This window comes from Nostoc sp., from assembly GCF_036919575.1.
In the GTDB taxonomy this organism is placed as follows: Bacteria; Cyanobacteriota; Cyanobacteriia; order Cyanobacteriales; family Nostocaceae; genus Nostoc.
Window position 1 is genome coordinate 249,070 of sequence record NZ_JBALBY010000010.1, and the last position, 20,941, is coordinate 270,010.

The 20,941-nt window shown below is 43.9% G+C and carries 18 protein-coding genes; 7 read left to right on the plus strand and 11 right to left on the minus strand.

Going from position 1 to position 20,941, the window contains the following annotated elements; translation table 11 throughout:
• Nucleotides 1–54 precede the first annotated feature (54 nt).
• Nucleotides 55–990, plus strand: a complete 936-nt coding sequence (locus V7K27_RS04160; RefSeq protein ID WP_334944591.1) for an ABC transporter substrate-binding protein — start codon at nt 55–57, stop codon at nt 988–990.
• A 136-nt stretch (nt 991–1,126) separates the two neighbouring features.
• Here the strand turns inward: V7K27_RS04160 and V7K27_RS04165 are convergent, their stop codons facing one another.
• From V7K27_RS04165 to V7K27_RS04195, 7 genes are all read right to left on the minus strand, one after another.
• Nucleotides 1,127–2,095 carry an FTR1 family iron permease gene (locus V7K27_RS04165; RefSeq protein ID WP_334944593.1) on the minus strand — a complete coding sequence of 323 codons (969 nt, stop codon included), beginning with the start codon at nt 2,093–2,095 and terminating at the stop codon, nt 1,127–1,129.
• A 113-nt stretch (nt 2,096–2,208) separates the two neighbouring features.
• Entirely contained in the window at nt 2,209–2,643 is a 435-nt protein-coding gene (locus V7K27_RS04170; protein WP_292764575.1) for a ferritin-like domain-containing protein, read from the minus strand.
• A 199-nt stretch (nt 2,644–2,842) separates the two neighbouring features.
• Nucleotides 2,843–3,874 (minus strand): helix-hairpin-helix domain-containing protein, encoded by a 1,032-nt coding sequence (locus V7K27_RS04175; protein WP_334944595.1) that lies wholly within the window; start codon nt 3,872–3,874, stop codon nt 2,843–2,845.
• A gap of 649 nt (nt 3,875–4,523) precedes the next feature.
• Nucleotides 4,524–5,549: a multicopper oxidase domain-containing protein gene (locus V7K27_RS04180; RefSeq protein ID WP_334944597.1), complete on the minus strand. Its 1,026-nt coding sequence runs from the start codon at nt 5,547–5,549 to the stop codon at nt 4,524–4,526.
• Nucleotides 5,550–5,883: 334 nt separating this feature from the next.
• A complete protein-coding gene (locus tag V7K27_RS04185; RefSeq protein WP_334944599.1) occupies nt 5,884–6,285 on the minus strand; it encodes a DUF1636 domain-containing protein in 402 nt (133 codons plus the stop codon).
• 166 nt (nt 6,286–6,451) lie between these two features.
• Nucleotides 6,452–7,672, minus strand: a complete 1,221-nt coding sequence (locus V7K27_RS04190) for a hypothetical protein (protein WP_334944601.1) — start codon at nt 7,670–7,672, stop codon at nt 6,452–6,454.
• 38 nt (nt 7,673–7,710) lie between these two features.
• Nucleotides 7,711–7,902, minus strand: a complete 192-nt coding sequence (locus tag V7K27_RS04195; RefSeq protein ID WP_334944603.1) for a CbtB-domain containing protein — start codon at nt 7,900–7,902, stop codon at nt 7,711–7,713.
• A 618-nt stretch (nt 7,903–8,520) separates the two neighbouring features.
• Between V7K27_RS04195 and cofH the strand changes: the two genes are divergently transcribed.
• The 4 genes from cofH (at nt 8,521) to psb27 (ending at nt 11,545) form a co-directional block, all read left to right on the plus strand.
• Entirely contained in the window at nt 8,521–9,663 is a 1,143-nt protein-coding gene (cofH, locus tag V7K27_RS04200) for a 7,8-didemethyl-8-hydroxy-5-deazariboflavin synthase subunit CofH (protein ID WP_334944605.1), read from the plus strand.
• Nucleotides 9,664–10,291: 628 nt separating this feature from the next.
• A complete protein-coding gene (locus V7K27_RS04205) occupies nt 10,292–10,543 on the plus strand; it encodes a hypothetical protein (protein ID WP_334944607.1) in 252 nt (83 codons plus the stop codon).
• A gap of 9 nt (nt 10,544–10,552) precedes the next feature.
• Complete coding sequence (locus V7K27_RS04210; protein WP_442947587.1) at nt 10,553–10,984, plus strand: type II toxin-antitoxin system VapC family toxin; 432 nt, start codon at nt 10,553–10,555, stop codon at nt 10,982–10,984.
• Between the two features lie 156 nt (nt 10,985–11,140).
• Nucleotides 11,141–11,545 (plus strand): photosystem II protein Psb27, encoded by a 405-nt coding sequence (gene psb27, locus V7K27_RS04215; protein ID WP_334944609.1) that lies wholly within the window; start codon nt 11,141–11,143, stop codon nt 11,543–11,545.
• A 194-nt stretch (nt 11,546–11,739) separates the two neighbouring features.
• On the opposite strand, the gene polA is transcribed toward psb27, so the two are convergent.
• Entirely contained in the window at nt 11,740–14,682 is a 2,943-nt protein-coding gene (gene polA / locus V7K27_RS04220; protein WP_334944611.1) for a DNA polymerase I, read from the minus strand.
• A gap of 484 nt (nt 14,683–15,166) precedes the next feature.
• On the opposite strand from polA, the gene V7K27_RS04225 reads away from it, so the two are divergent.
• Nucleotides 15,167–16,036 (plus strand): Cof-type HAD-IIB family hydrolase, encoded by an 870-nt coding sequence (locus V7K27_RS04225; protein ID WP_334944613.1) that lies wholly within the window; start codon nt 15,167–15,169, stop codon nt 16,034–16,036.
• Between the two features lie 421 nt (nt 16,037–16,457).
• On the opposite strand, the gene V7K27_RS04230 is transcribed toward V7K27_RS04225, so the two are convergent.
• The gene (locus V7K27_RS04230) at nt 16,458–17,192 is read right to left on the minus strand and encodes a DALR anticodon-binding domain-containing protein (protein ID WP_334944615.1); all 735 of its coding nucleotides are present in this window, start codon (nt 17,190–17,192) and stop codon (nt 16,458–16,460) included.
• Nucleotides 17,193–17,718: 526 nt separating this feature from the next.
• Here V7K27_RS04230 and V7K27_RS04235 point away from each other — a divergent pair.
• Complete coding sequence (locus tag V7K27_RS04235) at nt 17,719–18,438, plus strand: Crp/Fnr family transcriptional regulator (protein ID WP_292795523.1); 720 nt, start codon at nt 17,719–17,721, stop codon at nt 18,436–18,438.
• 54 nt (nt 18,439–18,492) lie between these two features.
• Here the strand turns inward: V7K27_RS04235 and V7K27_RS04240 are convergent, their stop codons facing one another.
• Nucleotides 18,493–19,539: a PstS family phosphate ABC transporter substrate-binding protein gene (locus V7K27_RS04240; protein WP_334944617.1), complete on the minus strand. Its 1,047-nt coding sequence runs from the start codon at nt 19,537–19,539 to the stop codon at nt 18,493–18,495.
• Between the two features lie 315 nt (nt 19,540–19,854).
• On the minus strand, nt 19,855–20,832 hold the full coding sequence (locus tag V7K27_RS04245) for a hypothetical protein (RefSeq protein ID WP_334944619.1): 978 nt from the start codon (nt 20,830–20,832) through the stop codon (nt 19,855–19,857).
• Nucleotides 20,833–20,941: the final 109 nt, after the last annotated feature.

Sequence of the window (20,941 nt, forward strand, 5' to 3'; positions counted from 1 at the left end):
ATGTGGTGCTGAGTATGCTTCTTATGCCATTTCTACCCCAGAAGGAATTTTAATATGCATCGTCGTTGGCTCTTATCTGCTTTAGCACTTTTGATGAGTATAGTTTTAGCTGCTTGCACGACTGCAACCACTCAGCAGCCACAAACAAAAGTCACAAACCCTACTGAGACGACAAACACAAATTCTCAGCAATTACCAAAAGGATCAGCAAAAAGAGTTGTTGCTCTTTCTTCTCTTGCTGCTGACATCATCTCTCGACTTGATCAAACAAAAATTGTCGGAATCACTGGCAGCAGATTATTTAAGAATGACTCCAGATTCAAGGATATTCCCCGTGTTAGTGAAGGACAAAGTCCGCCAAATTTAGAAAAAGTGGTGGCACTCAAACCAGATTTAGTTATTGGTGCAGAAGGTTTTTCTAACATCCCAATTCAAAAACTTCAGCAGCTAGGAATTCCGACCTTTCTCACTAAGGTGAATAACTGGAAATCTTTAGAAGAACTTACTAAAACACTTGCTAAATCAATTGACGCTGATCCTCAGCCTTTGTTAAATCGTTATAAAACTTTTTTGCCAGAAAAGCCAACTCAGGGTTTTTCTACTCTAGCGCTGGTTAGTCGTCAACCAATTTTAGCGCCGAATAAAAATAGTTGGGCAGGGGATTTGTTGGCGAAATTCCAGGCGAAAAATATAGCAGCAGATTTACAAGGAAAAAGTCCAATTGGTGGCTATGTGACGCTTTCGGCTGAGAAGGTTTTAGAAGCAAATCCAGAAGTGATAATTTTGGTTAATCCCCCGCAAGGCAATTCGGAAGTAGCGCTTTTAGATTCGCTGAAAAAAGAAGCTTTTTGGCGGCAACTGCAAGCGACTAAAAATAACCGAGTCTATGTGTTTGATTATTTTGGTTTGGTGAATCCAGGTAGTATAGATGCAATTGAAAAGGCTTGTCAGCAGCTTAAGCAAGCGTTGTTTGCACCACAGGCTACTTAGCTCTATAAATATAATTTAAAATCTTGTTTTCAGGTTATACCTTGATGAATAGGGGAGGCGGAGCCTCCTAATAGGCATTCCCAGTCAGAGACTGGGAACGAGGGAACGGGGCAAAAATATAAAATTGACTGTGCTTTTAATCCTTTGCAGAACTAATCGGTTTTTGAGCAAAGGGGATATTTTTTTTACCTTCAGGAGAAGCACCTCCAAGGCTGCGGAAATACAGCCCGCCAATGGTGAGTAAAAACGTCACATATCCCACTGCTTGCACAAGATAGAGATTGTCTCTGTAACCAAATAAAGATTTGAGTATAATGCCAGGAAACTGTTCGTCAGGCAATATTGTGGAAGTATTTGAAACCATTGGCCCCAAAATACAGGAGTGGACTTTTGTAAAACGTTCGTAATAGAAACAAAGGTTTTCTGTGGCACGACTGCTAAGAGCAAGGTTAGCTACAGCTTCGTCAAAATGTTTCAAGGCTGAAACTACTAACCCAGCGACAATCAACACTAAGAAAACGCCCATTACCTGGAAAAACTGGCGGATGTTAATTTTGACACCCCATTTAAATAGCAGCACCCCAATGGCAGATGCCCCTACCAAACCAGCGATCGCACCCAACGCTGGCATTAATCCCTGTTGAAAATTAGCAGCAACGAATAGAACAGTTTCAAAGCCTTCGCGGACAACGGCAATTAAAATTAAGGTAAAAACGCCCCAACCAGCATTTGAGTTTTGTGTCAGCGCTTCTGTGACTGCTCCTTCAACTGTAGCTTTCATGAATCTGGCTTGTTTAGTCATCCAGATTAGCATCCAACTGAGCATGGCGATCGCTAACACACTAAACACACCTTCTAGCGCTGGCTCAACGACGGTGGTGTATTGAGGATTCGCTGCTCCCACTACTTGAATTACCCAACTGAATAGCACTCCTATTAAGGCACTGACGACAATGCCAACGCCGACACCAGCATATACCCAAGAGTTGAGTCGGGATTGTTTAGCTTTTTTCAGCAAAGCTAGCACAATACCAACAACAAGGGCAGCTTCCACTCCCTCTCGGAGTGTGATTATAAAAGTAGGTAGAGCAGTACTAAAATCCATTTTTTGTCCTTCATTTTCACCAGATGTCTAATGACTAATACCAATTCTACGTGAAGCTGCTCTTTATTCACGTAGGGGCAATTCATGAATTGCCCCTACAGCGCTAATGACTATTAACTAAAATCACGTAGCATCTTTTTCAGTTCGAGATTATGCATCTCTTCTTGCCCGATCATACCGCGAGCGAATTCTTCCAGATAAATGCTGGCATTGGTGACAGTTTCGAGCAAATTTTTATACAGTTCCAATGCCTTCTTTTCATGGGATAAGCTTTCTTCCAAGATATCCTTAACTTTATGCTGGTAGGTTTCTTCCATTGGGGCAATTTTCAGGGAGGGATGCCCATCTAAACCTGTGAGAATTTCTCCCACTTGTTCGGCATGAAGTAAAGATTCACTTGCCTGTGCTTTGAAAAAACCCACAATTGGAATACGGTTAGGGCCAGTCACCATCAAAGAATAATGTGTATAGCGCACTACCCCTGCTAGTTCAAATTCCATGATGGCGTTCAACAGGTCAATGGTTTTTTTATGGTCAAGTTCTTGCATCAGTTGTTAGTTCAAGTAACGAATGGAGCGTAATTAGTTAGGAGTTAGAAGTTAGGAGTGAGGAGTTGGAAGTTAGGAGTTAGCAGATCGGGATTCATAACTCATAATTCATAACTCCTAACTCTTAACTCTTAACTCTTAACTCCTAACTATTTTAAACTCCTTACCCTATGCTTCCCATTAAATCAATGTGTTATCGTTATACTTGGGTATTGGATTTGTCAACCACTTTTTGAGAGTTTTCCTCAATGGTTTTCACCAGCTTGGTAACTTCATTAGGTGTTTTGACTGCTTTCGCTGGTGGGATGGCGGCGGGCCAAACTTTTATGAGTTCAGCGAAACTAGTGCCGATCGCTTTGTGGGCTTCGGGATCTGCTTGAGCTACTTGACTAGAAATTCCTTTGTATAATTCATTGGCGTAAACGACAAAACCACGGGAGTCTTGATACTCAATTGGCGCGGTTATTTTACCATCTGCGATCGCAGCGCCATATTCGGAGTTAGCTGAATCTAGTAGTTCGTTAATTACCTGTAACACAAATCCCGGTTTTGAGCGTTGATCTGCTGGCAAAGCTGCGATCGCACCATCAACTGCTTGCACTGAAGAGGCAAAATTAGTTTTAACTTTGCTATCCTTAGCACTAGATTTCACCAAATCTTGCAAACTCACCAATGTTGTCTTAAATTCTTTGACTTTACGCTCATTAAGTTGATCTTCTACATCAACGTAAATCTCCTCAACTGGATGTCCAATATGAGGTTCTGCCTGTTTCGGCTGATTCTGATCTAGGAGTTCTTTTGCTACTAAAAGATGGCCTTTCATTAAGCCTAATTTAGACATATAGTCAACATCTTTGGCCTCACCTGTGAGTACCACTTCCTGAACACCAACCTGGTCTTTAATTTGGTCGAACTGCTGTTGAGTAATTACTTTTTTAGTAACTAAATCTTCTGGGCTGCCGTAGGGACGATTTGCCTGGATTTTGTTGGATAAAGCCGGAACACCTAGCTTGGCTTCAAACTTATCCAATTCTGACAATATAGCAGTGTTAATATTAATTTTTTCCTTGCCACCGTGACCACTATGACTGTTTTCACTTACCGCCTCTGTAGCTTGAGGGCTAGCAACTGGTGCTGATGGATTTTCGGCGGTTGGTGTACTACTACAAGAACTCAAGGTAACTATTAAGGCTGCTGCTGCTGTTAAACAGATATAACGAAGTTTTATCATCTTTGCTCCTCGCACAACTAAAAAAGGTATTAATTGAAACATTTCAAACTATTACCAGAAGGTAGTCTGTTTGACAGATTGTCATAGACTTAACTGTTGCATATAATGAGATTCTTTAGCAACTAATTGCTAAAAATTTAATTACGAATTACTCTTGAAGAAGAATTCAGAATTCAGAATCCAGAATTCAGCAATCTTTCACAGGACTTACGCACAAGCAAAGAAAAATCGAACTACAGAGAACGGAGAGGACACGGAGAAATAAGAGTTTGAGAGGTTTTTTGCGTAAGTCCTAAATCAGTCGGGGATTGGCACTCGCCACTGATTGAATACCACCAAATCGTAGATTTGGTCGGGGTCGTGAAGAAGGCAGAAGGCAGAAGGCAGAGGGCAGAAGGTAGCAATATGGTCTGGGCTTCAGACCCACACCAATTGCAGGCCACCTTCAGCAGAGATTTTGGTGGGGGACTTAAACCCAAGTTCGGTCCGGTCACTCTCTGTGGACACGAAGCAGAACTCCCTTCTGCCTTCTGCCTCCTGCCCTCTGCCTTTCTTGTTAAACCCGTCTATTCATCCGCCAGTTATACAAAATTCATTCTGAATTCTGACTCCTGAATTCTGACTCCTGAATTCTGTTTCAATAATATTGTCAGGAATTTTTCACAGGGTTTTGAGAGTTGCTCTGGGCAAGTACTTCAAATTGACCCATGCAACCGTTTTCTGCGATCGCATCCTGATGGGGATGGAACATATACTTACCTGGGTAGCGAAAAGCAAATTCCAAGATGTGCCTTTCTGCTACACCCATCGTAATCACATCAGTTTTCTCGCTCTTCTTCATACTCATGCCATAGCGATAGACATCAAAGAAGTTGGCGTGGAGATGAAACGTCACTGCCGGATCGTATTCAATGATGTTGAGAACATACAGCCGAATCAACTGATCTTTGTAAATGCGAATCGGATGATGCATGTAATAGTGTGGCAAACCGTTGAAGGCGTAATAGTCATTATGGCTATCATCATTCACGTCATACCCACCCATCACTAGTACAATCTCATCAGCCGGGGGACGGGGAGTAGGTGGATCGATAATAAACATTCCGTACAGCCCCTTGGCGATGTGACGGGTGACTGGTTCAATATGGCAGTGGTATAGGTGTACACCATAGGGTTCAGCATCAAACTCATAAATTGTCGCACTACCATTCCTGATTGGGCGAACACCATCCATTTCCGCCGGATGAACGCCATGAAAATGCAAAGAGTGAGAATGTCCCGCCTTATTAAGAAATAGTACCCGGATGCGATCGCCCTGTTTTGCCCGTAGCGTTGGCCCTGGTATGCGACCGTTTAAATCCCAGATGTTGTAAGAGACAGCACTATTGAGTTTTATGATGGAAGTACCAGCAGTTAACTGAAATTCTCGGATAGTCCGCCCATTTTCTTGCTTCACCGTCCCATAATCAAAATCCCTTACCATCTTCATTGGGTTATTAACCTCGTCTGATGCTGACCTATCGAGTGGTGGGACTTTGACGATTGACTTACTTTGTAGATTTAGCATCTGCCAAAGTCCAGCTGCACCAGTCACTCCAGCACCTGCTAGGCCCAGCTTCAATAATTGACGGCGGCTCCACGGTTTTCCGTCACCTAGAGCGAAGTTGTTGGGCATGACATTTAGTTACGGTTAGCGCCAAAAAAGAATTGCAAATCTTTTGCAATTGCTTTTAAATATTAGAGGAATTAATAATTATTGTCAATAATTTTATAGCGCTTCAAAACTGCTACTGAAGTTATTAGATTCAGGTCGAGCTATAATCTGTCTTGAAAATAGGGAGTAGGGTATTCCTTTTTCGTTTTTGGTTGTGGGATTTTTCTGTGATTAGCTGTCTTGCAAAACTCTAGGCAATTTTTCTCCTTTCAATAGTATTTTTACTTAAATAAAAAGTATAAAGAAGTTAATTTTTGAAGTGCTTTATTTAAATCCAACTCCAAAGAATTCAAGTCTATTGACACGGCGGCATCGGTGGAATCCGTGCGATCGCTCCGGCTCTGAGCAGTTCCGGGCGCTTGGCGTAGGGGAGCAAACCATCCGGCTTGGTGTGATACTGACTAGCACAGTCAAGTACGGCAGTTGCTGTCTTCTCTACACATTCAGCATCAGCAGGCAGATCGCCGAATAAGTAGGTGTGTTTGTTAGGAGAGACGAAAGCAATTGCACAAGCCTGGTCACAAACACCCATGCATTCAACGGGTCGAATCGAGAACTCGTCTTGCAACACCCAGTTATGATATAAGGTTTGTAATTTCTCTAGCAGCCGTTCACCACCACTTTTAACAACATACTGTTTTGTGTTATGACTACTTCCACAGTTCGTGCAGACGAATATAATGTGTTGATGATTCATAGATAAATGCAGGGTTCAATTTGTGTCTATAAAAATCCATGTCGAACACTCAATGCTATCCGACATGGATTTTAGGCAATCAGCCTGTTTGGTGATTGGACGAAGAAACTAAGGGCAAATGTATTTACAACCAAATGACATAGCAATAACGCTAGTTGACACTGACTTATGAAACACTACGCTTCCAAGTCATCCCAGTACGCGGAGTCTGCCGTTGTCGCAGCCACAGTCCCAGCAGCAAACCAATTACCACAATTCCTGTGAAGTAAGTTAGCGAAATCAACCGGACATGCATCGGCGGAGCGACACCTTCGACTGGAATATTCTCTGCAACTTGGAATGGCTGAAATTGCCGGGTTACGTTTGCTTGCGGCGCAACCTCGACAACAACGCTATGGGGGGCACCGTCAAAGAATTCCTGCTCCCACACCAATTTTCCGTTGCTGTCTGGAGTACCTTCATAAGCAAACGCCACCCAATTATTTTCGAGTTGGGTGGTTGTTACCTTCAACACTACATCTGTCACGGGTTGGCTGGTTTTGGTATCACTGACGCTAACCTGCAATCTGGCAGGTTGACCCACCGTTGCACTCTCGTCACCCGATAGTTGCATATAAAGTCCTTGAGACTGCAATTTAGCGGGCTTACCAGAGGGCGGAACTTCTTCTCCCATACCTGGCATCGACATGGACATATGGTGCGATTCGGCAAGTTCAGCGCTGATATTCACCCAGAGGAGTGCAGCGATCGCTACCACAATCAATCCACTCAACAACAATCGTACCTGTTGCGGGGCAATTTCTCCCGGTTGAATTGGTTGTCTGCCCCCAATCACCCAACCTCCTAGTAGTCCAACTGCCAGCAAAATCACAACCAGGATGCCAAAGTAGCGGAACTTTAAGGAATTTTCAGGCAGTGTCAGCGTCAGCTTTTGCTGAATCGGCTGAAACGCATTGGCAACAAGCGGAGTAACTGCTACCTGGAGTTGATACGTTCCCCGGATCGGCAGGGTTTGTTGAATCTGCAACTGACCTGTTGGTGCCTTGCCCTCAATGTCCAGCAACTTTGTTCCCTCGACGATCGGAAAATCTGTTGTGAACCAGGGGTTTTTAGGAGGGGTGAACAATTGCAAGTGGATTTTGGCATCCTTTAAAGATTGCCCTTGAGCATCGAAGGCTTGCAGCATCAGATGCACTGGCGGATTGTAGTGCCCCGATCCCAAAACTGTGGTGGCTTCAGCCTCAAGGGGTTGAACCTGATTAATCGGTGGATTAGTTGTTAGCCGCACCGATGGTTGAGGGGATTGGGCAAGTCCGATCCAACCATACAGGATAATTCCGATCATGCAAATCGCACCGATCAGCTTAGACCACTTAAGTTTTGTCATTTTATTTCTCTGCTCCTGCTAATTATTGACTCAATCAACTAATGGCAACTCACCATCAGTGTGTGGTGACGCAGAGTATGAGTCGTGTCATGGATAGCAGGGTATGTAGTGAAATAAATTGTCCACAGAGTCAAAGAACACAGTGCGACATAGAGCGCTGATTGTACAGGCACTGATAGTACGCGACGGGCGACTTGTTGCTGGACTGAACTAGAAGATTGAACTGTCATTTTGTACCTCGTAGATAAAACGATATTTAATGATTGATTCGGTAGGCATTGTGACTTCTGTAGGGAGCAGTCAGCAGTAAATCACTGAAAACAGATGAATAAGACTCTGTATGAGCCGTACTAGCATACTGAGCCAGCTATTTCGCTTTCATTCATGAAGATTACCTATATTAACACTGACGTAAGGTTTAGTAAAACCTATCTAGATGACAGAGGCATTGCAATCTTATGTCGTAAGTGTGACTAGTCGTGTGGCTTGCTACTCACGGACGGGGGGAGAGTTACCCTTACCTTTTTGGCTAATTGGCTAATTTATGAGTTTTACTTATCTTGAATTTCTCAACAAATTTCTAAAAAATGTATCTTATAATTTTTTTGTACAATAATTGTGTCTGTAACTATCCATCACAAAGCGATACCTTTCCTTCTCTACGAGAGGCTGCGCCAACGGAACGCTACGCGAACGGTGAGCTTTACTAACACAGAACTTTTCGGTCTACTGAAATTAATTATGCGATGGTAAAACCACGCTTTTTTTTGTTAATGGGTTATATAAAGCTACTTATTATTTCCAAGATCATACATAAAATTAAGATTTACTGAGAAATTAAGAAAGTAATGCTGACAAAAATTGCTGTTGAAAAAATTCTTGAACGTGCCTTGATGGGATACGACTTATCTCTTGAAGAGGGAGTGGTATTGTTACAACAAACTGAGCCAGAGGCGATCGCCGCAATACGTACTACATCCGATACACTCCGCCACACTCAAGCAGGCGATACAGTTACTTATGTAATTAACCGCAATATCAACTTTACTAATATTTGTGAGCAGCACTGTAGTTTTTGTGCTTTCCGCCGAGATGATGGTGATGCCGGTGCATACTGGTTAGATTCGGCGCAAATATTGGAAAAAGCAACAGATGCGGTGCGACGAGGTGCGACGGAAATCTGTATGCAGGGCGGATTAAATCCACAAGCGCAGATAAATGGCAAATCTTTGCCCTACTATCTCAAGGTAGTAAATACTATTAAACAGGAATTTCCTCAGATACATTTACATGCTTTCTCTCCCCAGGAAGTGCAATTTATCGCCAGACTTGACGGACTTGAATATGCTGATGTGATTATTGCTTTGCGCGATGCTGGTGTTGGCTCAATGCCGGGAACAGCAGCTGAAGTATTAGACGATGAAGTTAGGCGAATATTGTGTCCAGAGAAGATTGACACAGCCACTTGGCTAGAAATTGTCAGCACCGCTCACAAATTAGGCTTGCATACCACTAGTACGATGTTATCTGGGCATATTGAAAGCCACGAACAGCAAATTGAACATTTAGAAAAATTGCGATCGCTTCAAAAAACTGCCATCAATCAGGGATATCCAGCAAACATCACAGAGTTTATTTTATTACCCTTCGTTGGACAAGAAGCGCCCAAATCCTTACGTCGTCGTGTCGGACGCGATCAACCAATTTTGAGTGATGCACTGCTGCTAGGATCTGTGGCGCGGATTTACTTAGGTAATTGGATTCCCAACCATCAGCAGAGTTGGGTAAAACTGGGGCTTGCTGGTGCAACCGAAGCCTTAATTTGGGGTTGCAACGATATCGGCGGTACATTAATGGAAGAACACATTACCACAATGGCAGGTGCTTTGGGTGGTACCTGTATGGAAGTGGAAACTTTGGAAAGTGCGATCGCTTCTTTAGGAAGACCTTACCAACAACGGGATACTCTTTATCAAAAAGTTAGGAATTAAGAGTAGCTCTTTCAAGGTGGGTAAAAATTTTCGTGAAAAATTCCTCTTTAATCTCTATTAATACTGTTTTAAAGTACGACGATAACCGCAAAAAACAGGAGTTTCAAGCTACTATTACTGATACGCTTGCTGACCTATTTTGAGTCAGTCTGAAAAGAGTTACAGGGCATTTCAAGTTGGTGAGGTACACAACCAAAGTCTCAAACCCTTGTGTAAAAGCTGTTTTACTTCTGAATTCTGACCCCTGAATTCTGAATTCTGCTGTATGTGCTTGCAACCTTAAGAAGATGGGATATATAGCGGTTCTCAGTTTAGTCCAATACAGACCTAACAAGAACAGCCCCTTCCCTTGTAGGGAAGGGGAGTAGGATTCAAAGCCTCTCTCCTTTTAGGAGAGAGGAATGGAGGGAGCATCCCAAATGTGTAAATTTATTTTTTTGTAGTGCGGGCTTCTAGCCCGCTTCCTGGACATTAGGGAGCAAGATGCTCCCACTACAAATTTTATTTTGGCAAAATTGGGATGCTCCCGGAATGGAAGTGAGGTCAAAGTCTATTGCATACAAACGAGAACCGCTATATCCAAGAGTAAAGACGCTAAAATTTACAGCAGTTGATAAGGATTAGGTTGATGAGTCCGTCACTTGAAAAAATTTTAAGCGAGATTGAACAACTGACTCCAGAGGAGCAATTGACGGTGATGGGGCATTTGGTGGAGCGTGTGAAGAAACATATCACTCAAGCGCAACCAAAACGCAAGTGGAGCGATTTAAAGGGTATAGCACCCTATCCGCTATTGGGTGAGGATGCTCAGGAATGGGTTTCGCAGACTCGACGGGAAGGAGATGAACACCGAGAACGGTTGTTGCAACGAGAGGAATGAGGATTAGTGATGCTGTCTTCTGGAGTTTCTCACTTATTTCTCGATACAGCACCCGTAATTTATTTTGTAGAACGCAATCCGCAGTTTGTGGATTTAGTCGATCCAATTTTTGATCGGTTAGAAGCTGACATTACAGCAGTAGCATCTGGAATAACGTTATCAGAGTGTTTGGTGGGTGCTATACGTCTGGGGTTAGTGGATTTAGAGCAGGCTTTTGTCGATGTGTTGCAACAAGATGAAGTAGTTTTTGTGGAGATTAATGTTGCTATTGCGCGAGAAGCTGCGAGAATTCGGGTGTGTTATAACCTTCAGTTACCCGATGCCTTGCAGGTGGCGGCGGCAATAATTGCTGGTTGTGAGGCATTTTTGACCAATGATACAGCTTTGAAGCGGGTGACGGAGTTGAGGGTTTTGGTGGTGGGTGAGTTGTCGGTGGAGTGAGCTTTTAATCACCTGATTTTTTGCCCAAGATGCTTGTAAATGAGCGCCTTTTAGTGAATTAAACAGCCCTACCTACTCCCCCACTCCCCACTTAAATGATCCCCAAGATACCAATTCAAGATAGGATGGACGTTGATTTACGTATTCATCTAATTAATGCATATGAAGCGCTATTGGTCGCGTTTGCTTGCGCTGGTTTTGGTTGTAGCTATCGGCTTAATGGGCTGTTCTGGCAGTCCAGATAGTTTGAGTGGGGATTATCGCCAAGACACCTTAGCTGTGGTCAATATTATGAGACAAGCTCTGGATTTATCACAAGATTCACCAGACAAAGCAGCAGTTCAAGCAGAAGCGCGTCAAAAAATTAATGACTTTTCAGCTCGCTATCAGCGGGTTAACTCCGTTTCTAGTCTTGGCTCCTTTACAACCATGCGAACAGCCCTCAACTCTCTAGCTGGACACTACAGTTCTTACCCAAATCGTCCCGTACCCGAAAAACTCAAAAATCGTTTAGAGAAGGAGTTACAGCAGGTAGAAGTGGCGCTGAAGCGTGGCGCTTAACTCTTAACTATTGCTTAATCTATCATCAAGGGTCAAAAGTATTGACTCTTGATTATTTTATCAACTTACTTGGGAGCATCTCAGTGAAAGCAAATATACCAGATGAGAAACCTCACCCCAGCCCTCTCCTTACCAAGGAGAGGGCTGGGGTGAGGTTTTACAAGGCTTTTTACACTCATTGAGATGCTCCCAACTTACTTCGTCTCCATCCAATTATCACCGACACGCGCATCCACCAGCAACGGTACACTCAACTGGACTGCGTTTTCCATCACCGACTTAATTTGCGGTTGTAATTCTTCCCATTCATCAGGGGGGATTTCAAACACTAATTCATCGTGAACTTGCAACAACAAACGCGCCTGATAGTTCTTCAAAATCTCATGCAGTCTCACCATTGCAATTTTGATAATATCAGCGTTGGAACCTTGAATTGGTGCATTAGCAGCAGAGCGTAATAAACCCGCATCGAAAGCACCCAAATTCTTCAATTTACTCAAGTCAATATCTTCTGGGTTACTACCTTTTAATCTGCGTAAACTGTTATTAGTAAAATCAAAATAACGACGGCGACCGAGAATAGTCTCTACATAACCAAGAGCGATCGCTTCTTTTTTCACTCGCTCCAAATATGCAAATACTTTCGGATATCTTTCATTAAACCGCTTAATGAATTCGTTGGCAATGGTCTTATCTATCCCAGTTGAGCGCGAAAACCTTAGAGAACCCATTCCATAAATCACGCCAAAATTGATAGTTTTTGCCATCCCTCGTTCTTCTGATGTGATATTTTCTTTTTCAAACACTAACCGCGCGGTAACAGTGTGAACATCTTCATTTTGCTGATATGCTTGCACTAATATCGGCTCTTGACTCAAATGAGCCAAAATCCGCAATTCAATTTGTGAATAATCAGCAGCCACCATTAACCAACCAGCTTCTGGCAAAAACGCCTTCCGAATTTGGCGACTAAAAGCTGTACGAATGGGAATATTTTGCAAATTAGGATTAGATGAAGATAACCTACCAGTTGATGTGGCTGCTTGATTAAAATCAGTATGCACCCGTTGAGTATCTGGACGCACCAATGCAGGTAATGCATCAACATAAGTAGACTTTAATTTAGATAGAGTGCGATACTCAATGATCGCCTCAACAAATCCGGTGTTATCATCTTCTTGAAGTCTTTCTAGTGTTGCTGCATCTGTAGAATAGCCCGTTTGAATTTTACGAGAATGTCTAGTGCTTAACCCCAACTTTTCAAACAAGATTTGGCTCATTTGCTTCGGAGAACCCAAGTTAAAATTTTCTCCAGCTATTTCAGTTGCTTCCTGTTTTAACCTGGCTAACTCAGTTTCTAAATGCTGCGAAAGTTCTTGCAAATAAGCTGAATTAATCCGAACGCCTGTATATTCCATTTGGGCTAAAACGGCTTCTAGCGGCTGTTCCACTTCCACTAATAGCTTAGATAAAGCTGGAAATTTATCCAGTTCCTCACGCAATTTCGGCACTAAGCCAAAGGTAGTATAAGCATCCATACCGCAGTAATCTGCTACGGCGGGAATGTCTATATCCGCGATGGTTTTGCCTTTAGGAACTAAATCTAAGTAACTTTTTGCGATTAATCCCAAATATCGCTGCCCCAAATCCATCAAATTATGGCTAGAATCTGGATTTAGAATGTAACTTGCCAGCATGGAATCAAACACTACTCCCGCCAAATTAATTCCTTGACACTTTAGAACTAAGCGGTCAAATTTGGCATTTTGTAGAGCTTTGGGATAATCGGCACTTTCGAGAATTGGGCGTAATGCTTCTAACACCAAATCTTTATGCAAATTTTCCCCAGTTTTGTGCCCTACAGGAATATAGGCTACCTCATCTGGTTTCGTTCCCCAACAGCAACCAATTCCTACTAACTCAGCGTCTCTTGGTTCTAAATCAGTGGTTTCAGTGTCCCAAGCAACGGGTGTTTCTGGGTTGGTGAATTTTTGCAAAAGTTTCACTAATTCAGTTAGTTTGGCTTCGGTATTGATGATGCGTGGTGTAATTGGGGAAGTAGACTGCTGTGGAACTGCTGCTGTATCACTAGCACTGAAAAACCACAAATCATTATCTTCATCAGCGCTGAATTCTGAGTTAGTATTGGGATTAATTGCGTCTATTTTAGCTTGTTGTTTTTCTGCAACCTTGCCACCAAAACGTTGTTGAAGGTCGTTAATTTTGCCTAAAAAAGACTTAAATTCTAATTTTTCTAAAATTGGTGATAAAACGCTTGTATCAAACCCTTTTAATTTGCAATCTTCTAAATCAAATTCTATCGGAACATCTAAAACTATGGTTGCCAAATAGCGAGACTTCTCAGCATCTTCTTTACCACTTGCGAGTTTTTTCTGAGTTGCGCCTTTAATTTCATCTAAAGCAGCATAAATATGATCAAGAGAACCATAGGTATTTAGCAGCTGCACTGCTGTCTTTTCACCAATTCCCTTGACTCCAGGAATATTATCTGATTTATCACCACAAAGAGCTTTGAAATCAACAATTTGTGAAGGTAAAACGCCCATTTTTTCTTTGACTTGTTCTGCTTCAAATTCCGTGATGCTATTTGTAGAGCGCTTTAGGGCATCTGGACTAAAATTCAGAACAGTGATTTGTTTGTCAGAGTCGATCAGTTGAAATAAATCGCGATCGCCCGTAAGAATCTTCACCCTATACCCAGCAGCAGTTACTCGCTGTGCTAAGGTTCCTAAAACATCATCTGCCTCGAAACCAGGGGCAGTGAAAAATGGTAGATTGAAGCCATTCAGCAACTCATGCAGGTTTGCTAAGTCGGGAATGAAGTCTTCTGGCGTTTCCGGGCGATCGGCTTTATAAGTCTCGTCAGCTTCGTGGCGAAAAGTTGCCTCACCCAAATCAAACGCGATCGCCATTGCTTGGGGTTGTTGTGTTGCCATTACCTCCAGCAGGCACTTCACAAAACCAAAACATATACTGGTCGGAATCCCCGTTTTAGTACGCAGTCCTCCATCTCGCCCTTTAGCGAAAGCAAAGTATGAACGATAAGCGAGGGAGTGTCCATCGACGAGGATGAACGTGGGGCGTGTTGCGGTTGCAGAAGTGAAAGTTTCAGACATAGCCCTATTTTAACGTGAGTTCGATGAACCTCTCCCGGACAGCCTCCCTCTCCGAAACGGAAAGGGAGGAGCAACGAAAAATTAAGCTTTTTGCTCCCCTCTCCGCGTCGGAGAGGGGCTGGGGGAGAGGTCAAATAAGACTTGTCGAACTCACGTTATTTTAGCAATTTCAGATGCTTGTTCAGCTTGGCTTTGGCGACAATAGCGCCGTTTTTGCATACCAATTGCTCCTGCACATAATTTTAGGCGAAGTGATGTCTACGTATTTGCAGCTTTTGTACGGAAGCCTAGTAGAACCTACTTTTGGCAGGTATGTATAAGTACGTAAGTGACTAGAGAACCCAATTTTTTCTACTACTCCCCACTGATCGCTAGAGCCTAAACCACACGCTGTAGGGGCAATTCATGAATTGCCCCTACCAGAAAATCACTCTTTTCGGCTATTGTTTGCGTAAGTCCTGTGGAAGTTAAAATCTAGGAAATTATGCAGAAAGCATCTGCTACACATTTGGCATCTACTGATCATCAGGCTGCTGCAAAAGACATTAAACTATTAGTTTTGGATATAGATGGCACGATCGCTGGAGAGTCTAACACCGTCAGTACAGGTGTAAAGCAAGCTATTATTGCCGCCCAAGCACGAGGAATTCAAGTGGCGATCGCTACAGGTAGAATGTATTGTTCCGCCTTGCGCTTCCACCAAGATATCGGCTCTACTCTACCATTAATGGCCTATCAAGGAGCCTGGATTCAAGACCCGATCACCCAAAAAATCCATCGCCATTGGACTGTTTCCAGGGAAATTGCCCACCAGCTAATCGACTATTTTGAACAACCTGAATTGCGATCGCTTCTATCTGTCCACTTTTACATCAACGATCAGCTATACGTCCGTGAGTTAACTAGAGAAACCCAAATTTATGCAGAACGTTCTGGTGTTATCCCGATTCCCGTGGGTGATTTGCGCCAAACCTTAACCAATGAACCGACAAAAATTCTCGCTTTGTCTGATAACACAGATGTAATCGACAAGCTATTGGGGAATTTGCGCCGCCAATACACACCTGCTGAACTTTATTTGACAACATCTGTTGCTACCTTTTTTGAAGCAACTAACGCCTCTGTGAATAAGGGAACTGCTGTGCGTTACCTAGCCGAAGAATTGCTGGGATTACAGATAGCCAACGTTATGGCGATTGGCGATAACTTCAATGATGTGGAAATGCTGGAGTACGTTGGACTTGGTGTAGCTATGGGTAACGCACCAGCAGAAGTGCAAGCGATCGCGCAGTGGGTAGCTCCTAGTGTAGAGCAAGACGGAGCAGCAGTAGCAATTGAAAAGTTTTTGCTCTAGTGAAAGTACTTTTTCAAACCTAACCCATATAAATCAGAAAGGACACCGACGACTGGCCGTGTTTCGTCTCGGTGCCCCTGCTGGTTCGCTCCTCACACACTTGTTAATGTAGCCGAGGTGATGCATTGAGTCAATAGCTGTGATAAAAGTTTTTATTTTCTTACGACTTACGCAAAACTACACAGCGTAGGGGCAATTCATGAATTGCCCCTACCGTAAAATCAGGGTTTGGGCTATTGTTTGCGTAAGTCCTGTTTTTGCCTAAGCACAGAATTTTATAAGTTCATAGCGAATTCTCAGCGCGACGGCAGTCGCTACAACGGGGGGAACCCCCGCAACGCGCTGCCTCCCCTCTGCGGTTCCCTCAGCGTTTAAAAAAACTCCGAATTTCGGAAATACTGTACTAAGCAACATTACTGACTTATAACTCCAAGGGTGCAAAAACCCCCAAGTTTTCCTCTAACACAAATCTTAATACTGACTGAGTAGCCATGAGCAATCCAAGTCTGGCTTGGGCTACCTCTGGTGAGGTAATTTTCACCTCACCCCAAATCCGGCAATTAGACCAGAACTTTTCAAAAGCTTGGCTCAAATTCAGCGCTACTTTTTCCCATTTCACAGAACTGCCAACATCAGGGCACTCTATCTTATCTATCACTTGTACTAACTCGGCAATTAGACGACGCTCATCTGAGTGATTTAGTCGCAATGTTCCATCACTATTGAGCCAAGGTATGGGGTTGGGGGCGATAACACTCCAAAATGCTGGACTACTATTTGGAACTGGTTCTCTAAGTTTAATCAATCCCTCTCGGTGAGCCAGAAGCACTAGCGAACAGCAGCGTGCATGAGCATATTGACCAGCAAACAGCAAACAGCGAATTGGGCATTGGGCATTGGGCATTGGGCATGGGGCATGGGGCATGGGGCATTGGGCATCAATTGTCCCCTCATCCCCCTCATCTCCCTCATCTCCCTCATCTCCCTCATCTCCCCCTCCTCCCCCTGAACTCCCGATTGCCACACTTTGTAACCAAGTCGCTAACGTGGAATGAGTCAATTCAAAATGTATCCAACCAGGGGGAACTATTTGGATGCTAAAAACGTCACCACATATCCCTGATATATCTGAGGCGATCGCACTAGCAAACTCCATAGCTTTTCGATTCTGAGATTTTGAAAGTCGCAGGGCTACACCTGAGATATACAAAACTTTACTATAATCTCTATCTTTATATAGAAGTTTTTTTTCCTCTTTTATGCTTATATTCTCTATTGCATAAGTACGAATACTTATCGACTTTATTAAATAGCTATATATTAGCTGCTCTATTGACGTATATTTGCTGAATAGTAATTTATCACGCACGTAATTTTACTGAAGTAATCATGTAAAGTATATTTATTATTTTCTTGTCATCTATCTTGGGGTATAAATATAATCTATATGAAGAAAAATGAGAGGAGGATAAAATTTAATGAATAATCGATGAATAGTAAGTAAATTTTACTACCATCATTGTACAGTAGGAAGTATAACAAAAGAGTAGAGAGTAATTTGCTTTCTATTCTTTGTATGGCTGGCGCTGTTGGGCGTTAAGCCTGCCTCGCCAACACAAAGACACTCCTTGCACCTTTTTATTTACACGTCTTTGTTTTCAGCCGATCGCTCTTTGTTACCTATGCAATCTCAATCCTCCTTTTCTGAGGCATCACGGCCTTTTTTGACTTGGCAACGAATTCTTGACTGGGCTCAAGAACACTACCGCTGCCGCACCTTTAGTAAAGATGAACGCATTCCAGCCCGACCTGGATTGCTATATTTGGTACAAAGGGGTGCGATCCGCATGGTAGGAACCGCACAAGTTAGTGCGACTGCTAGTCAGCTAACGTCTCGACGAATCAACAGAACCCCAGAAGAAGCGTTCTTGGGTTTTGTGGGAGCGGGACAGCCATTTGAAATTGTTGCCCAATCACCATTCACACTCCAGGCTTACGCCCATGTTGACCAAACTGCGGTGCTGTGGATGTATTGGCACGACCTAGACAATTGGCCTCACTTCCGTCGTGAAGTTATGGATGCCTTTAGGTATCAGCACCAGCGTAAGCTGCTGTGGCTGAGTGCCTTGGGACAACGCCGCACAATTGACCGACTCTTAGGATTTCTGACATTGTTAATTGAGGAATATGGAGAGCCAGCAATGAGCGACACTGATCCTGATGTGATTCGCGGCTATTGTCTGCCCTTTCCCCTTACCCATGCCCAAATTGGTAGCGCGATTGGTTCCACTCGTGTAACCGTCACCCGCTTGATGGGCAAGCTGCGTCAACGTGGCTTAATCCTGACTCAAGGCGATAATCTAATATGCTTGCCAGCAGAGTCAATTAATAGAGCTGGTTAAAGCACAGTTCAGAGCGGCGAGTTCCGCCACTCTGTCTTGAGTGCATCGCTCTTGTCAGCGAATTTTGACAAACCCAGCTTGGGTAATCAGTTCCTGTCCCTGTTCAGTCAGCAGTAAGTTGGCGTAAGCGACACCTGCTTGCTGCTCACTCTGACCATTGTGTTTGACCACCACAAACAGATTACGGGTAATCGGATATTTTCCTGATTGGAAAGCCTCAATGTTCAATTTGTTTCGTTTACCAGGACATTCCGACGGGAGGACAGAAGGTTCTTGGTATGGAGCAATATATGTCCCTTGCGTCCGCCCCAACGGCAAGGCTTTGATTGAGCATTGAGGAATCACCTCTGGGGCAGAAGCGTAATAGATACCACCAGGACTACCAGCCAATTTTTTCAAGGCTTGGGTGGTTGTGGAGATAAATTCCACATTGGGGCTGAAAGCTTGACCACCCAAGATGTCTTGGAGAAAAAGCTCAACCGTACCGCCATCAGCAATGCCGCGAGAATAGGGCTTAATCGGAATATTGGGGCCACCCACCTGGCTCCAATTATTGATTTTGCCTGTGTAAATTGACTTTAACTGGTCTACCGTTAGTCCTGGGATGTTGATAGTTGGGTTAACTGCGATCGCTAAACCATCAATTGCCACAGGAATTTGTTTTAAACTAAACCCATGCTGCTGGGCACGGCTTAACTCCTGATCTAGAACGGGTCGGGAAGACTGGGCTAAAGCTAGTTGACCGTCTATCAGCGACTGGATACCAGTACCAGAACCAGGAGATGCATTGCTGGGTTCTACATAACGCAGCCGAAACTCTGGTCGCGCCGCTTGAATTGCTCGATCAACTACTAGTCGAATCGGCGCCCAAGATGTACTGCCTCCGTAATTGAATAATCCTGTAGGAACATCCTGTACTGATGTAAAAGTCTTGCCACTAGGTTGTTCTGATGCAGTTAGGGGCGTTTTGGTGTTACCAGAATTAATTGTATTTAGGTTAAGACCAGACTTTCTGCTGAACCACCAAAAACCGCCAGCTACTAGCCCGACGGTGATTAGGATGGATAAGACAAGAATAGGTATTTCGTTTTTTTGGGACATAGTAAATTACCCGCGTGTCCATTCAATACAAGTGCTTGACTTAATAGGTGCTTGCTACTTGAGATTGTATTTGGAGAACTGGTGTTTTATTAACGAATTATGACAAATCCTCACTTCTGACTAGTTTAAAAGCCAAGTTATATTAACAATTCAAAATTCAAAATTAAAGACATTTATTCTTGGGGATTTCCAACAAATAAATTATCCAATCTTGTGGGGTGGGCCTCTCGCCCGCCCATAGCTAAAGGCGGGCAAGATGCCCACTCCACAATAAGTAGTTGAGTGTTTTTTTATTTGGAAGTCCCTTGATTGAAATTATTCGAGGAACGGGCCCAGAAGAAGTCCTCCTCGGAAATGGTTCGTATTTAATCCGCGATCGAGCTTGAGTGGTGAGCCTTTCCCCAGATGGCGATCAAAGATATCGCCATAGTTACCTACAGATGTGAGAACTCGGCGTTGCCACTCTTTATCGAAACCGAGTTCTGGTGCAGAAATCGGCAACGCCCCAGCACCGCCTGCATACCAGGGTGTTTCCGGTCTTTCGGCGTTGATTAATGTATGCACTGTCCACGCGACGATCGCCGACCACTGAGCGTCCTCGGTTCCGGTCGCAGCGATTACCGGAAAGGTTGTCAGCGACTCCGGGAGGATGCGGCTTGATAATCGGTTCACCCCAGAGTCGAGGCGGATATTTGCAAGGGTCGTGATTTCACCGGCGATCGCGTGGCAATTTTGCACGTTGTATGTATCGATCATCTCCCCATCCTCAGAGAATGCCCGACGGAACCAGTTCTTGTGGAGCGCACCGAAGTAAGCTGTGAGGCTCCGCTCGACCGAACTGCCAATCATGAAGCAGATGCTTTCTCCGGCCAGGTCGCTGACGTGGTGTACAGCCGAGGTGGACGCCACCATCACCGCATGAGATTCTACGAAGACTGTCGGGCCTGGCAGCAATTTACCAGCCAGCTTCTGCTCGTTAATTTCCGATCCTGTGAGGAAGTATACGTCGTCCTGCTGGTTACGCACAGCGTCGAAGTCCTTCGGTGTCTCGTACTGATGATATTCGATGCGGTCAGAAGATCCCAGCACGGCGGCGGCGATCGCACGGCAGATATCAACGTTTAGACCACGCCAGCCACCTGACTCGGCTTCAGTTGCCAAACCTGTCCGCTCGACGCTGCCACAGCGAACCACATTGTGTTCCTTGACACGTTTAATGACCGAACCCGCCTGAGCGGGGGAAATCGAGCCGCAGATACCAATGAGAGTCACGAAGACTAACACAAAGCGCATGAATTCTCCTCAGGGAATGTCGAAAAACGGGGATACGAAGCAATACTGCTCAGTTAAGGTGCATAGTCATTTGAGATCCCCCTTAGTCCCCCTTAAAAAGGGGGAAAAA